The sequence below is a fragment of the Amycolatopsis saalfeldensis genome, from assembly GCF_900110575.1.
In the GTDB taxonomy this organism is placed as follows: Bacteria; Actinomycetota; Actinomycetes; order Mycobacteriales; family Pseudonocardiaceae; genus Amycolatopsis; species Amycolatopsis saalfeldensis.
On sequence record NZ_FOEF01000003.1, the window covers coordinates 630,018 to 644,100 of the forward strand.

General features: G+C 71.0%; 10 protein-coding genes. 6 read left to right on the forward strand and 4 right to left on the reverse strand.

What is annotated here, in order from left to right:
- Positions 1 to 4 precede the first annotated feature (4 nt).
- The 6 genes from BMY97_RS10525 (at position 5) to BMY97_RS10550 (ending at position 9,970) form a co-directional block, all read left to right on the forward strand.
- Positions 5 to 1,075: an ABC transporter ATP-binding protein gene (locus BMY97_RS10525; protein ID WP_091616032.1), complete on the forward strand. Its 1,071-nt coding sequence runs from the start codon at positions 5 to 7 to the stop codon at positions 1,073 to 1,075.
- A complete protein-coding gene (locus BMY97_RS10530) occupies positions 1,072 to 2,940 on the forward strand; it encodes a DUF5107 domain-containing protein (RefSeq protein WP_091616035.1) in 1,869 nt (622 codons plus the stop codon). Before BMY97_RS10525 ends, BMY97_RS10530 begins: the two co-directional genes overlap by 4 nt.
- Before the next feature lie 133 nt (positions 2,941 to 3,073).
- A complete protein-coding gene (locus BMY97_RS10535) occupies positions 3,074 to 3,859 on the forward strand; it encodes a DeoR/GlpR family DNA-binding transcription regulator (RefSeq protein ID WP_091616038.1) in 786 nt (261 codons plus the stop codon).
- A 186-nt stretch (positions 3,860 to 4,045) separates the two neighbouring features.
- Entirely contained in the window at positions 4,046 to 7,165 is a 3,120-nt protein-coding gene (locus BMY97_RS10540) for a TIM-barrel domain-containing protein (RefSeq protein ID WP_091616041.1), read from the forward strand.
- 289 nt (positions 7,166 to 7,454) lie between these two features.
- The gene (locus tag BMY97_RS10545; RefSeq protein ID WP_245787249.1) at positions 7,455 to 8,552 is read left to right on the forward strand and encodes a tryptophan dimethylallyltransferase family protein; all 1,098 of its coding nucleotides are present in this window, start codon (positions 7,455 to 7,457) and stop codon (positions 8,550 to 8,552) included.
- 44 nt (positions 8,553 to 8,596) lie between these two features.
- A complete protein-coding gene (locus tag BMY97_RS10550) occupies positions 8,597 to 9,970 on the forward strand; it encodes a tryptophanase (protein WP_091616044.1) in 1,374 nt (457 codons plus the stop codon).
- Between the two features lie 46 nt (positions 9,971 to 10,016).
- Here the strand turns inward: BMY97_RS10550 and BMY97_RS10555 are convergent, their stop codons facing one another.
- Genes BMY97_RS10555 through BMY97_RS10570 form a run of 4 tightly spaced genes read right to left on the reverse strand, consistent with a single transcriptional unit; the run spans position 10,017 to position 13,873 of the window.
- The gene (locus BMY97_RS10555; protein WP_177231263.1) at positions 10,017 to 10,607 is read right to left on the reverse strand and encodes a GTP-binding protein; all 591 of its coding nucleotides are present in this window, start codon (positions 10,605 to 10,607) and stop codon (positions 10,017 to 10,019) included.
- Positions 10,588 to 10,959, reverse strand: a complete 372-nt coding sequence (locus tag BMY97_RS10560; protein ID WP_091616047.1) for a DUF742 domain-containing protein — start codon at positions 10,957 to 10,959, stop codon at positions 10,588 to 10,590. The genes BMY97_RS10555 and BMY97_RS10560 overlap by 20 nt, the downstream gene beginning before the upstream one ends.
- Positions 10,956 to 11,381, reverse strand: coding sequence for a roadblock/LC7 domain-containing protein (locus tag BMY97_RS10565; protein ID WP_091616049.1), 426 nt, complete (start codon positions 11,379 to 11,381; stop codon positions 10,956 to 10,958). Before BMY97_RS10565 ends, BMY97_RS10560 begins: the two co-directional genes overlap by 4 nt.
- Before the next feature lie 50 nt (positions 11,382 to 11,431).
- Complete coding sequence (locus BMY97_RS10570; protein WP_091616333.1) at positions 11,432 to 13,873, reverse strand: sensor histidine kinase; 2,442 nt, start codon at positions 13,871 to 13,873, stop codon at positions 11,432 to 11,434.
- Positions 13,874 to 14,083 lie beyond the last annotated feature (210 nt).

A 14,083-nucleotide genomic window follows, 5' to 3' on the forward strand; every position in this document is an offset into this window, starting at 1 on the left:
CCCCATGGCCACCGTGAGCTTCACCGACACCACGCGCTACTACGCCGGGGTCGAGCGGCCCGCCGTCGACGGGCTCGACCTGGAGATCGACGACGGCGAGTTCCTCGTCCTGGTCGGGCCGTCGGGCTGCGGCAAGTCGACCACCCTGCGGATGCTGGCCGGCCTGGAGGGCGTCGACGACGGCTCGATCCACATCGGCGAGCGCGACGTGACCGACTTGCCGCCCAAGGACCGGGACATCGCTATGGTGTTCCAGAACTACGCGCTCTACCCGCACATGAGCGTGGGCGACAACATCGGCTTCCACCTGAAGATCGCCAAGATGGCGAAGGCCGAGCGGGACCGCCGCGTCCGCGAGGCGGCCGAGCTGCTCGACCTCACCGAGTACCTGGACCGCAAGCCGGCGAAGCTGTCCGGCGGCCAGCGCCAGCGGGTCGCGATGGGCCGGGCCATCGTCCGTGAGCCGAGCGTGTTCCTGATGGACGAGCCACTGTCCAATCTGGACGCCAAACTGCGGGTGCAGACGCGCACGCAGATCGCCTCGCTGCAGCGGCGCCTGGGCATCACCACGCTGTACGTCACGCACGACCAGGTCGAGGCCATGACCATGGGCGACCGGGTGGCGGTGCTCAAGGACGGCCTGCTGCAGCAGTGCGACACCCCGGTCGGGCTGTTCTCGCGGCCGGTGAACGTGTTCGTCGCCGGGTTCATCGGCTCGCCCGCGATGAACCTGCTCACCACCACGGTGGACGGTGAGGGCGCGCTGGTCGGCGGCACCCGGCTGAAGCTGACCCCGGCGCAGCGCGCGGCGCTGACCGGGCCCGGCATCGTCGTCGGCATCCGGCCGGAGGGCTGGGAGACCGGCGCGGAGGGGCTGGCGGCCGTGGTCGAGGTGGTCGAGGAGCTGGGCAGCGACCAGTACCTGTACTGCCGCAGCGAGACCGCCGGGGTGCTGACCGTCCGCACGCCCGGGATGGCGCCGTGGCAACGCGGGGAGAAGATCGGCCTGACGCCGAAGCCGGGTGCGGTGCACCTGTTCGACGAGGCCACCGGCGAGCGGCTGCCGGACGCATGACCAGCCTGAGCGTGACCACGCTGGTCCTGCCCGCGGCGGACCCGGGCCCGGAGAACCCGTTGCCACCGCTGGTGAAGCCCGCGCCGGTGCAGCAGGTGGCGAACCTCGCGGAGCTGCCCGCGGACCTGGCCGAGGGGCTGTCGTACGGGCGGCTCGACACGGTGCTGCCGTACCGGCTGCAGGACGGCTACACCCGCTCGCGCACCGAGACCGAGCTGCCCGCGCTGGTGCTGGAGAACGACCGCCTGCGCGCGACCGTGCTGCCCTCGCTCGGCGGGCGGCTGTACTCCTTGTGGCACAAGGCGTCCGGGCGCGAGCTGCTCTACCGGAACCCGGTGTTCCAGCCCGCGAACCTGGCGCTGCGCGACGCGTGGTTCGCCGGGGGCGTCGAGTGGAACCTGGGCAGCACCGGGCACACCGCGCAGACCTGCGCGCCGATGTTCGCCGGCCGGGTCGAGGGGCCGGGCGGCACGCCGGTGCTGCGGCTGTGGGAGTGGGAGCGCACCCGGGACCTGCCCTACCAGCTGGACTTCTCGCTGCCCGAGGGCTCGGATTTCCTGCTGGTGGGCGTGCGCGTGCGCAATCCGCACGCGCACGCGGTGCCGGTGTACTGGTGGTCGAACATCGCCGTGACGCGGGAGCCGGAAACCCGGGTGCTCGCGCCCGCGGCCGAGGCCTGGCATTACGGCTACGGCGGGCGGCTCGACCGCGTCGCGGTGCCCGGCGAGCTGACCTACCCGGCCCGCGCGGAGGCCGCGGCGGACTACTTCTTCGAGCTGACCGGCGATACCCCGCGCTGGATCGCCGCGGTCGACGGGCGCGGGGACGGGCTCCTCCAGGCCTCGACCCGGCGGCTGCGCGGGCGGAAGCTGTTCGTCTGGGGCGAGTCCGCGGGCGGGCGGCGCTGGCAGGAGTGGCTGGCGCCGGGCGCGCCGGGCTACCTGGAGATCCAGGCCGGGCTCGCGCGGACCCAGCTGGAACACCTGCGCCTCGACGCCGGGGAATCCTGGGACTGGCTGGAGGCGTACGGCCCGGTTTCGGCCGACCCCGCCGTGGTGCACGGGCCCGACTGGGCCGCGGCCACCGGCTCGGTCCAGTCGGCCGTGCCGGTGCTCGACGAGCCGCACCGGGAGTGGCTGAAGGTGGCCGACCTGCCGCCGGAGTCCTTGCTGCACCAGGGTTCCGGATGGGGCGCGCTGGAGGTGCACCGCACGATGGCGGTGCTGCCGGGCACGCCGTTCCCGGCCGCGGCGATGGGCCCGGAGCAGGAACAGTGGCGCGCCTTGCTGGACGGCCGGCCGCCGTCCGGCTCGCCCTCGGAGGTGCCCCCGCCGACGCTCGTCGGCGCGGCGTGGGCGGACCTGCTGGAGCACGCGCCGGAGAACTGGCTGACCTGGTACCACCGCGGTGTCGCCCGGTGGGCGGCCGGTGACCACGGTGGCGCGCGGTCGGCTTGGCACGCTTCGCTGGCGGCGGCGGAAAACCCGTGGGCGCTGCGGAACCTGGCCGTCGCGTCGGCCGACCGGCGTGCGGCGGCGGAGCTGTCCGAACGCGCGTTGCGGCTGGTGCCGGACCTGCTGCCGCTGGCCGTCGAGGCCATCACCGCGCAGCTGGACGCGGACCTGCCGGAACGCGCCGCGGCGTTGCTGGAGGCATGGCAAGGCGAGCTTTCGGGACGCCTGCTCTTCCTCACCGCGCGCACCCGTCTTGCCTTGGGCGACACGGCGGGCGCCCGCGCGATTTTCGAGGCGGGCTTCGAGGTGCCCAACATCCGTGAAGGCGAGACGTCCCTTTCGGACACCTGGGCGGCGGTGGCCACGACACCGTTGCCCGCCCGGTACGACTTCCGGATGGCGCCACCGTGAGCACGTGGCCGCGGGCCGTTCGGGCATGTCGCGTGCGAAGCTGCCGCCGAATGCAGCATACTGCTCGAATCAGGGGCCTTGGACGCATCCACTTGATTGAAGCGGTCCCGCGAGCAGCTAGGGAGTACCGCCGATGGCCCGGCACGAACGGTTGAGCACCCTGCTGGACATGCTCGGGCAGCGGGAGAAGATCGACGTCGAGGACGTGGCCGAGGAGCTGGACGTCTCGGCCGCCACGATCCGGCGCGATCTGGACCACCTGGCCGAGCAGCAGCTGCTCACCCGCACCCGCGGCGGCGCGGTGGCGAACGACCTCGCGTACGACCTGCCGTTGCGCTACAAGACCGCCCGGCACGTGCCGGAGAAACAACGCATCAGCGCGGCCGCGGCGGCGCTCGTCGAACGCGGGATGGCGGTGGGGCTCAACGGCGGCACCACCACCGCCGGCGTCGCGCGCGCGTTGGCGATCCGCTCGGACCTGTCCGGGCGCGGGGACGCCTCGGGGCTGACCGTGGTGACGAACGCGCTGAACATCGCGCACGAGCTGGCCGTGCGGCCGAACGTCAAGATCGTGGTGACCGGCGGGGTCGCGCGCCCGCAGTCGTTCGAGCTGAGCGGCCCGCTCGCCACGCGGGTGCTCAGCGAGCTGACCATCGACCTGCTGTTCCTCGGCGTCGACGCGTTCGACCCGGAGGCGGGCGCTTTCGCCCACCACGAAGGCGAAGCGAGCATCAACCGGCTGATGGTCGAGCGCGCCGAGCGGGTGGTGGCGGTGGCCGACGGCTCGAAGCTGGGCCGTCGCGCGTTCGCCCGGATCTGCCAGGTGGGCGAGGTCGACGTGCTCGTGACCGACGTCGACGCGGACCCGGCCGCGGTGAAGGCCTTCGAGGCCGCCGGGATCGAGGTCCGCGCCGTCTGACGGCCGGCCGGAACCCATGGGGCGCGGGAGTTTCCCGCGCCCCTTTTGTTGTGCGCCCGGTCGTGCGCCCGCCCCTGCGCCGCGATGCGACGGAAGTAGGGATTAACCGGTACGGACGCTGACAAGCGCGATGCCGTCGGCTATACAGAGCACATCATGCGCGTTCATGCGTGAAAGGTGCCAATAATGAGCAGAGTTGCGCAGAAGCTAGGTGTGCTGGTTGCAGTAGCCGTGCTGGGGCTGGCGCCGGCGGCCGCGTCCGCCGACCCGTCCCCGCCGTCCGGGCAGCTGGGCGCCCTCACCGGTATTTCCGCGGACGGGCCGGTGGTCACGCTGAATTCGGGCGCCGCCGCCGTGCGCGTGAGCTTCCCGGACGCGGCCGCGGTCCGCGTCTGGCTCGCCCCGGACGGCACCTTCGCCGACCCGGCGGGCAGCAAGATCGTCCTGCCGCGCGGCCCCGGCGTGACACCGCGCGAGGTCGACAAAGGCGCCTACTGGGCCATTTCCACGCCGAAGGCGACCCTGCGCGCGTACAAGAGCCCGTTGCGTTTCGCCCTCTACGACGGCGCGGACACCCAGCGCCGGTGGGAAGAGGCGGAGCCGCTTTCGTGGACCGGGACCACGACCACGCAGACGCTCCTGCGCGGCGCCGCCGAGCAGTTCGTCGGCGGCGGGGAGCAGAACGGCCGGTTCAGCCACCGCGACCAGACCATCAAGATCTTCGCCGACGACAACTGGAACGACGGCGGCGCCCCGAACTCCCAGCCGTTCTACGCTTCCACGGCGGGTTACGGCGTGCTGCGCAACACCTTCTCGCCGGGCTCGTACTCGTTCACCGACCCGGTGAAGACCACGCAGGACGAGCGCCGCTTCGACGCCACGTACGTGGTGGGGGACAGCCTCAAGGACGTCATCTCCGGCTACACCGACCTCGTCGGCAAGCCTTTTGTGCCACCGATCTACGGCCTCGAGACCGGTGACTCCGACTGCTACCTGCACAACGCCAACCGCGGCGAACGCCACACCCTCGACGCGCTGAAGGTCGCCGACGGCTATGCCCAGCACGGCATGCCGAACGGCTGGATGCTCGTCAACGACGGCTACGGCTGCGGGTACGAGAACCTGCCGCAGACCGGCGAGGGCCTGCGCAAGGACAACATGCAGCTGGGCCTGTGGACCGAGAACGGCCTGCCGAACCAGGGTGACGAGGTCAAGGCCGGCGTGCGGGTGCGCAAGCTCGACGTCGCCTGGGTCGGCCCCGGGTACCAGTTCGCGCTGGACGCGTGCGACACCGCGCACCAGGGCATCGAGGCCAACAGCGACGCGCGCGGCTTCGTCTGGCAGCCGGTCAGCTGGGCCGGGGCGCAGCGCTGCGGCGTGCTGTGGAGCGGGGACCAGTCCGGTTCCTACGACTACATCCGCTGGCAGATCCCGACCTACGCCGGGGCCACCACCTCGGGCATCGCCTACAGCACCGGCGACATCGACGGCATCTTCGGCGGCAGCCCGCAGACCTACGTCCGCGACCTGCAGTGGAAGACCTTCCTGCCGGTCGCGATGACCATGGACGGCTGGGCCTCGTCCGACAAGCAGCCATGGCAGCAGGGGGAGCCCTACACCTCCATCAACCGCCAGTACCTGCTGCTCAAGGAGCGGCTGCTGCCGTACACGTACAGCTATTCGGTGCAGGCCAACAAGACCGGCGTCGGCCAGGTGCGCCCGCTCGCGCTGGAGTACCCGGACGACCCGAACGTCTGGACGGACAAGGCGAAGTACGAGTTCCTCTCCGGCACCGACTTCCTGGTCGCGCCGGTGTACGAGAACTCCAACGTGCGCAACGGGATCTACCTGCCGAAGGGCACCTGGGTCGACTACTGGAGCGGGAAGACCTACACCGGTCCGACCACTGTGGACAATTACGACGCGCCGCTGGACAAGCTGCCGCTGTTCGTCCGGGGCGGTGCCGTCGTGCCGATGTGGCCGGAGGGCACGACCTCGTGGCAGACGCGGAACAAGTCCGAATTGGACCTGGACGTGTACCCGCAGAGCCAGGGCGGGTTCACCCTGACCGAGGACGACGGGGTCACGCGGGCGAACCAGCAGGGCGCTCAGGCCACCCAGCGGTTCACCGTGGACGCGCCGAAGTCGGGTCCCGGCACGGTGACCGTCGGGATCGGGGCGAGCACCGGCTCGTACGACGGGAAGCCGGCCTCGCGGAAGTACCAGCTGACCGTCCACACGGGATCGAAACCGGCGGTCGTCCAGGCCGGGAACGGGCTGCTGCGCCAGTACGGCACCCGCGCCGAGCTGGACCAGGCGGCCAGCGGCTGGTTCTACGACGGCTCCGTGGTGCGGGTGAAGACCGCGCCGATCGCGGCCGGTGACCGGCAGGACGTCCGGCTGCTCGGGACGAGCGCGGTCGGCGGGGTCTTCCCCGCGGACCAGAACGGGGTGGTCGCGCTGGCCGCGCCCGGCTTCCTCGCCCCGGGCACGCCCGCGAAGGCGTCGGTGAGCTTCACCAACGGCACCCCGCTGCCGGTCGGCGACGTCGCGCTCTCGGTGCAGGCCCCGGCCGGGCTGCGCGCCGACGTCGGACGGGTGCCCGGCGGCCTGGTGTGGCCGGGCCAGAAGGTCACGGTGCCGGTGACGCTGACCCCGTCGGCCGGGCTGAAACCGGACGACTACCAGCTCACCGCTTCGGCGAGCTACCGCGCGCGGCTGATTCCGCACCAGGTCACGGATTCCGCGACGGTGACGGTGCCGCACGCCTCTGTGGCCGAGGCCGCGGGGAACGTCGGCGTGACCGATGCCGCGCACCTGGCCGCCGGGAACCTCGACGGCGGCGGGAGCAGCTTCCGCGCCGACGGGCTGGCCCAGGCCGGGCTGAGCCCCGGTGCGCAGTTCACCGCGGACGGCGTGGCGCTGACCTGGCCGGACGCGGGCACGGGCAAGCCGGACAACGTGGTCGCGGCCGGCCAGACGATCGCCGCGACGGGCAGCGGGAGCAAGCTGGTGCTGGCCGGCACCGGCACGGGCACCGCGAAGGGTGCGGTGGTCGTCCACTACGCGGACGGCAGCACCGGGCAGGCCGACGTGTCCTTCCCGAACTGGTGCTGCGCCGACGCCGGCGGCGCGACCACGGTGGCGAGCGTGCTGGGCAAGAACACCCCGGCGGGCCCGGCCTACCCGACGGTGCCGTACCGCGTCTTCGCCGCGACGGTCCCGCTGACCCCCGGCAAGGAGGTCACCGCGTTCACCCTGCCGTCGAACTCCGCGATGCACGTGTTCGCGGCCGCCGTCGGCTGAGTCACCGGCAGTCGCCGTCCCTCGGGAGCAGCGGTGCCCTCCACGCAGGTGGGGTGCACCGCTGCTCCCTTGTCTCGCCGCTACCAGGAGCGCCTCGCTGTGTCGAGACGGTGTTCAGGTGAACTCTTCGAACCACGAGCGTATTCAGGCACTGCTGGAGTCCGGATCACCCGGCAGAGCTAGCGGTGCAGCATTTGTCCGGCTATCGTGTTCGACGGTTCTCTTGTCCGTCCGCCAAAGGGACGGCGCGGTTGGACCGAACGCACGAATGAACGGTGAATGCTGCGCCATGGTCGAAGTGAGTGTGTCGATGGCTGATTTGTCAATGTTCACCCATACCAGCGGACAACTCGACCGGCTTTGCCGAATGGTCGGTTTCGACGATGCCCGGGGCCGTCACCTGGATCTTCTCCGGGGATTGCTGGGCCGCCACGGGGATAAGAGCATTTCGGAGCGGCCGTCTTTCCTCTCGAATGTGGCGGACGACACATCTCCCATTGAGTTCTCGGTGGCATTCGACGCCACCGGTGAATGTGTGGTGCGGGTCCTCGGGGAGACGGTCGGGGCCGGGTCCCCGCGGGAGTTCCTCGACCGCGTCGCCGGCGAGTACGGGCTGGTCACCGACCGGCTCGACGCCGTCGCCGACCTCTTCCTGCCGCACGAGGAGCGGCAGGGCCCGTTCACGCTGTGGTATTCGCTGATCTTCCGGCCGGGCCGCGAACCGAAGATCAAGGTCTACCTCAACCCGCAGATCAGCGGCCCGACGATGGCCGATTCCCTGGTCAGCGAGGGGTTGCGCCGGTTGAACATCGCGGGGGCGTTCGATCCCATGATCGAGCACGCGCTGGGCCGCGGCGAGCGGGACAACTTCTCGTTCTTCGCGCTCGACCTCGACGACGACCCGCTCTCGCGGGTGAAGGTGTACGTGTCGCACGACGCCGCGGACTCGGCGGACGCCGAACGCGCGGCGGAGCTGGTGGCCGGCACCGACCCGCTGCTGATCCGCGAATTCCTCGCCGTGCTGGGTGGCCGGAAAGGCCCGTTCGACGGCCGGCCGCTGGTCTCCAGTTATTCTTTCGTGGAAGGCTCCGGGGAACGGCCGGCCAACTACAGCGTCTATCTTCCCATTCGCAGCTATGTGCCCGACGACGATGTGGCCCGCGCCCGCGTGCACGCCGTTCTCGCGCAGTACGGCTTCGACCGGACAAGAATGGACAAAGCCCTGGCAGCGGTGTCGCGGCGGCCGCTGCACGACGGTGTCGGGCTGATCTCGCACGTCGCGCTGAGAATGGGTGAATTCGGCTCGGGAATCACCGTTTATCTGTCCTCCGAAGCTTATCGGGTCATGCCTCCCCACAAGCGACCGGTGCTCGGCCTGTTTTCGTGACCGCGGTAATTTCTGACGATCGCCTTTTGTAGTGGAGGAAACACATGCGGAGCTTCCCACCGTATCGAGCCCAGGTCGTCGCCGAGATCCCGGTGACCACGCGGGCCGAGCGTGAGCGCGCGCTCGCGGCCGCGGGGTACAACGCGTTCAACCTGCCGGCCCGGATGGTCACGATCGACCTGCTCACGGACTCGGGGACCGGGGCGGTCTCCACGGCGCAGGAGGCGGCGGCCGCCGCCGCGGACCGCTCTTATGCCGGCTCCGACTCGTTCTTCCGGTTCCGCGAGGCGTTGAGCGAGCTCACGCACTACCCGCACATCCTGCCGGTGCACCAGGGCCGCGCGGCCGAGCGCGTGCTGTTCACCAGCGTCTTGCGCGCCGGCCAGATCTCGGTGAGCAACACGCACTTCGACACCACGCGCGCCAATGTCGAACTGCTCGGCGCCGAAGCCCGCGACCTGCCGTGCGCGGAGTTCGGCGACCTCGACAGCCTGGAACCGTTCAAGGGCAACATCAACCTCGACCGGCTGGAGCAGCTGCTCACCGGGCCGGAGGCGGACCGCGTCGGCATGGTCCTCGTCACGATCACCAACAACGGCGGCGGTGGCCAGCCGGTGTCGATGGCCAACCTGGCGGCCGCGAGCCGGCTGGCGCGGGCCCACGGGGTGCCGATCTTCCTCGACGCCGCGCGGTTCGCGGAGAACGCCTGGCTCGTGGTGCAGCGTGAGGAGGGCTACGCGGGCAAGACACCCCGTGCGGTGGCCGAGGAGGCGTTCGGGCTCGTCGACGGCGCCGTGGCGAGCCTGAAGAAGGACGGCATCTCGCCGATGGGCGCGTTCATCGGCCTGACCGATCCGGAGCTCGCCCAGCGGTGCGAGACGAACCTGATCGCCACCGAGGGCTTCCGGACCTACGGCGGCCTGGGCGCCCACGACCTCGACCGCGTGGCGAAGGGCCTGCACGAGGTGCTGGACCCGCACTACCTCGAGGCGCGCGCCGACGAGGCCGCGAGGCTGGCGCAGGCCGCGAACGACGCCGGCGTCGACATCGTGCAGCCGCCGGGGATCCACGCCCTCTACCTCAACGCCGGGCGCCTGCTGCCGCACCTGCCGGCGAGCCGCTTCCCGGGCCACTCGCTCGCGTGCGAGCTGTACCTCGAGGGCGGGATCCGTTGTGTGGAGCTGGGTTCGCTCTACCTCGGCACCCTCGACGAGAACAACGAGCTGGTGACCCCGGCGCCGTTCGAGCTCGTCCGCATCGCCTTGCCGCGCCGGGTGTACTCCCAGGGCCACTACGAGTACGTGGCCGAGGTCCTCGGCGACATCGCGAAGAACCCGGACCGGGTGCCGGGCTACCGCATCGTCGACGCGCCGAAGATCCTGCGCCACTTCAACCTGAGGATGGCCCCGGTGTCCTGACCCCGGTGCCTGTCCACAGAGGACAGGCACCGGGCCGCGCCGGACGTCAGGCCGGCGCCGGCGCCATGCTCATCGCGTGCTTGACCAGCCGGATCAAGGCCAGTTTGCTGGACTCGCGGTCGCGCGCGTCACACATGACGATCGGCACCCGGTCCGGGACGACCAGTGCTTCGCGGATCTCCGCGGCGTCGTACCGCGGCGCGTCGTCGAAGCAGTTCACCGCGACGACAAACGGGATCTTGCGGCGCTCGAAGAAGTCGACCGCGGCGAAGCTGGTCTCGAGGCGGCGGGTGTCCACGAGCACGACGGTGCCGATCGCGCCGCGGGCCAGGTCGTTCCACATGAACCAGAAGCGCGCCTGGCCCGGGGTGCCGAACAGGTACAGCACGTGCCGCCGCGAGAGCGTGATCCGGCCGAAGTCGAGCGCGACCGTGGTGGTCTTCTTCCGCTCCACGCCGGACAGGTCGTCCACCTCGGTACCGGCCTCGGTCAGCACCTCCTCGGTGGTCAGCGGCGGGATCTCGCTGACCGAGCCGACCAGCGTGGTCTTCCCGGCGCCGAACCCGCCGGCGACGATGATCTTGACCGGGGCCGGGACCAGGTCCGCCCCGGATCCGTCAGTACTTGAGAAGGCCATCGAGAACCGCCTGGAGAGTTTCGAGGTCCGGCGCGCTCGCCGGAGAAGGGCTGGGGGAGCGGGTGATCACGAGGCCGCGTTCGATCAGGTCGCCGCACAGCACCCGCACCACCCCGAGCGGGACTTTCACGTAGACGCCGATCTCGGCCACGGACACCGGGCGGCGGCACAGCTGCACGATCGCCCGGTGCTCCGGGCCCAGCCCGGTGGGCTCCTGCTCGGTCCGCAGGGTCATCACCTGCGTCGCCAGGTCGAGCCGCGCGGCCTCGCCGGGCGTGCGGCCGCTGGTGATCGTGTAGGGCCGCACGAGCGGCCCGGCGGCCTCGTCGTACCAGCTGTCGTCCCCGCTCATGTGGCCTCCCGTAACAGGCGTGCGGCGTCGCGCGGCGCGGACGCGAGGTAGTCCCCGACGCGGTTGACCAGGCGGTTCATCTCGTAGGCGATCATCTCGACGTCCACGCTGTCGGCCGCCAGCACCGCGAGGCAGGCGCCCTGGCCCGCGGCCGAGACGAACAGGTAACCGCGCTCCATCTCGATCATGTTCTGCAGCACCTGGCCGCGGTGGAACTGCCTGCTCACCCCCTTGGCCAGGCTCTGCAGGCTCGACGCGATGGCCGAGAGCTGGTCCGAGTCGTCCTTGCTCATGCCGGCCGACTTGCCCAGCAGCAGGCCGTCGGCGGACAGCACGATGGCGTTCTGCGCGCCGACGACGCGGTGCACCACGTCGTCGAGCAGCCAGTTGAGATCGGGTTTCGCGTTCCCGTACTCGTTCATACTCGGAGAAACCTTGACTTTCCTGTGTGGACTGGGCGGATGGTCTCAGGCTAGGAATCGTCGGCCCCGTCGCGGGCCCGGCGGGTGCCCTTGTGGAAGGCCGCGAGCGTGCGCGCGGTGCCTTCACCCGGGGCCACTTCGCGTGCGGCGTCGTCCTCCGGCTCGTCTTCCAGCTGGGTGACGAGGTTCTGCTGTGGTTCCCGCCGCGGCAGCCGCGGCCGGTCGTCCGCCCGCGTGGGCTCGGCTTTCGTTTCGACAGCGGGCACCGGGGGCGCAGCGGCCGGTGGCGGGCCGGGCTCGGCGACGGGCGCCGGGTCGAGCTGGGCCAGGGACCGGGCCGGGTACGGCCTCGGCTCCACGTCTCGGCTCATCGGGGTGTGGGCCTCCCGCCGCATCGGAATCTGACCGGTGAACGAGCTGGACGTGTCCATCGCGGGCCGCGCGCTCTCCTCTCCGCGAAGCGGGGGCGCGCCCACCGGCGCGAAGACCGCGGTGTCCTCCGGCGGGACGGACCCGGTGTCGTCCGCCTCGCCCGGCCGCGGCTCACCGGCGAGGTGCTGGGCCGGGATGAGCACGGTGGCGCGGAGGCCGCCGTAGCGGGACGGGTCGAAGGTGACGGTGATGCCGAGCTTCGCCGCCAGCCGGGCGACCACGAACAGGCCGAGGCTGGAGTCGGCGCGCAGGGCCATGGCATCGAATTCCGGCGCCTCGGCCATCATCCCGTTCGCCCACTGCCGCACGCCTTCCTTCATACCGAGCCCCTGGTCCGACACGTCGACCACCACGCCGCGGGCGACCGTGCGGCTGGTCACCTCGACCGGGGAGCCGGGCGGGGAGAAGGAAGTCGCGTTGTCCACCAGCTCGGCGACGAGGTGGACGGTGTCGGCCACGGCGGCGCCGGTGATCGCGACGTCGGCGACCTGCTCGACCTGGACCCGCGCGTACTGCTCGGTCTCCGAGACCGCGGCGCGCAGGACTTCCAGCAGCGGCACCGGCTTGCGCCAGCGGCGGCCGGGCTGCTTGCCGCCGAGGATGATCAGGTTCTCGGTGGTGCGCCGCGCCCGGGCGGCGAGGTGGTCGAGCTGGAACAGCGACGCCAGCTGGGTCGAGTTCTCCTCGCGGCGCTCCAGCTCGTCGAGGATCTGCAGCTGCTGGTGGACCAGCACCTGGTTGCGGTGCGCGATGCCGAGGAACACGTTGTGCACGCCGCTGCGGGCCTTGGCCTCGCTCGCCGCGGCGTTGACCGCGGTCAGCTGGGCGAGGTTGAACGCCTCGGCCACCTGCCCGATCTCGTCCCGGCCGTGGTCCAGCCGGGGCAGTTCCTCGGCCACGTTGACCGGATCGCCGTTCTTCAGCCGGGACACGATGCCCGGCAGGCGGTGGCGCGCGAGGTCGAGCGAGTCGTCACGCAGCCGCGCGAGGCGGGTCATCAGCGCGCGGTCGACGAGCGAGCGGGACACTCGCACCGCGACGATGATCGCCGCCAGCGAAGCGAGCAGCGCGACGATGCTGCCGATGATCGCGTTGCGCAGCTGGGCGTCGCCCGAGTCGATCGCGGCGGCGGAAACCTTGTCCGCCTGGGCGATCGTCAAGGCGTTGAGGCCGCCGGAGACCTGGCCGGTGAGCGTGCGCCAGTCGGCCTCGGAGACCGGCACGGTGTCCTGCTGGCCCGAGGTCCACGGGCCGTGCTTGACGATGGCGGCTTCCGCGTCGGTCAGCTGCTTCCAGCCGGGGCTCGAGATCAGCGCCTGGTAGTTCTCGCGCACCTGCGGCTCGAGGAACGGCGCGATCTGGCTGAGCTGCGTGCGATAGAAGCCGGACAGCCGCGTGAACTGCACGAATTCGTCCGGGCCGAAGGAGCCGCTCGCCAGCGCCGTGGACACCAGCGAGGTTTCCCTCGACATCAGGTCGCTCGTGCGGAACAGCGAGGTCGCGCCGATCGCGCCCTGCACGGCCGTGGCGTCGGGGACGACGCGCGCTTGGGTGTCGAACAGGTCCGCCGCCGAGTCGAGCACGCCGTTGTAGAAGCTGTTGACCTGCGCGCGGTCGATGCTGCGGAAGCCGACCTGCGAACGCAGCACCGGCAGCTGGTCGAGCTGGCCCTTCAGCGCGGTGACCTTGGCCGCGATCGCGTCGGGCGCGCTGGAGATCGTCGAAGCGAAGGCGTCCTGCAAGCCCTTGAGCTTGTCGTCGGTGCTGGCGCGCTGCTGTTGCAGCTGGTCGGCCCCGGTGCCCGGGCTGTCGAGGAACTGGAGCGCGGCCTGGCGCTCCTGCTGGAGCGCCGACAGCGCGGTGACCGCGGGGATCGACACATCGCGAACCGACACGGCGACCAGGCGCACGTACAGGCCGTTGACGAAGAAGTACGACGACACCGCGATCCAGAGCACCAGCAGGGTGACGCTGGGGATCAGGACGGTCCTGGTCAGCCGCTTGCGGATCGACTTGTCGTACGGCCTGTCGGGCTCTTCTTTGTCGTCTTTTTTCGACACGGGGTTCACAAGCTCCTGAGTGACAGACGGCGAACGAAGTCGGTGTGGCCGCGGAACCGATCGGGTCAGTTTTTTACCACGAACCAGGGCCTCATGGGGGGCTGGGCCTGCGCGCCGGGAGCCGGTTGTGGATCACGCGGTGGATCACTAGGCCGAATGGCGGAAACGGACGGGCAGCGGTGCCGGTACGAAGAGGCAGGGCAAGGGGAG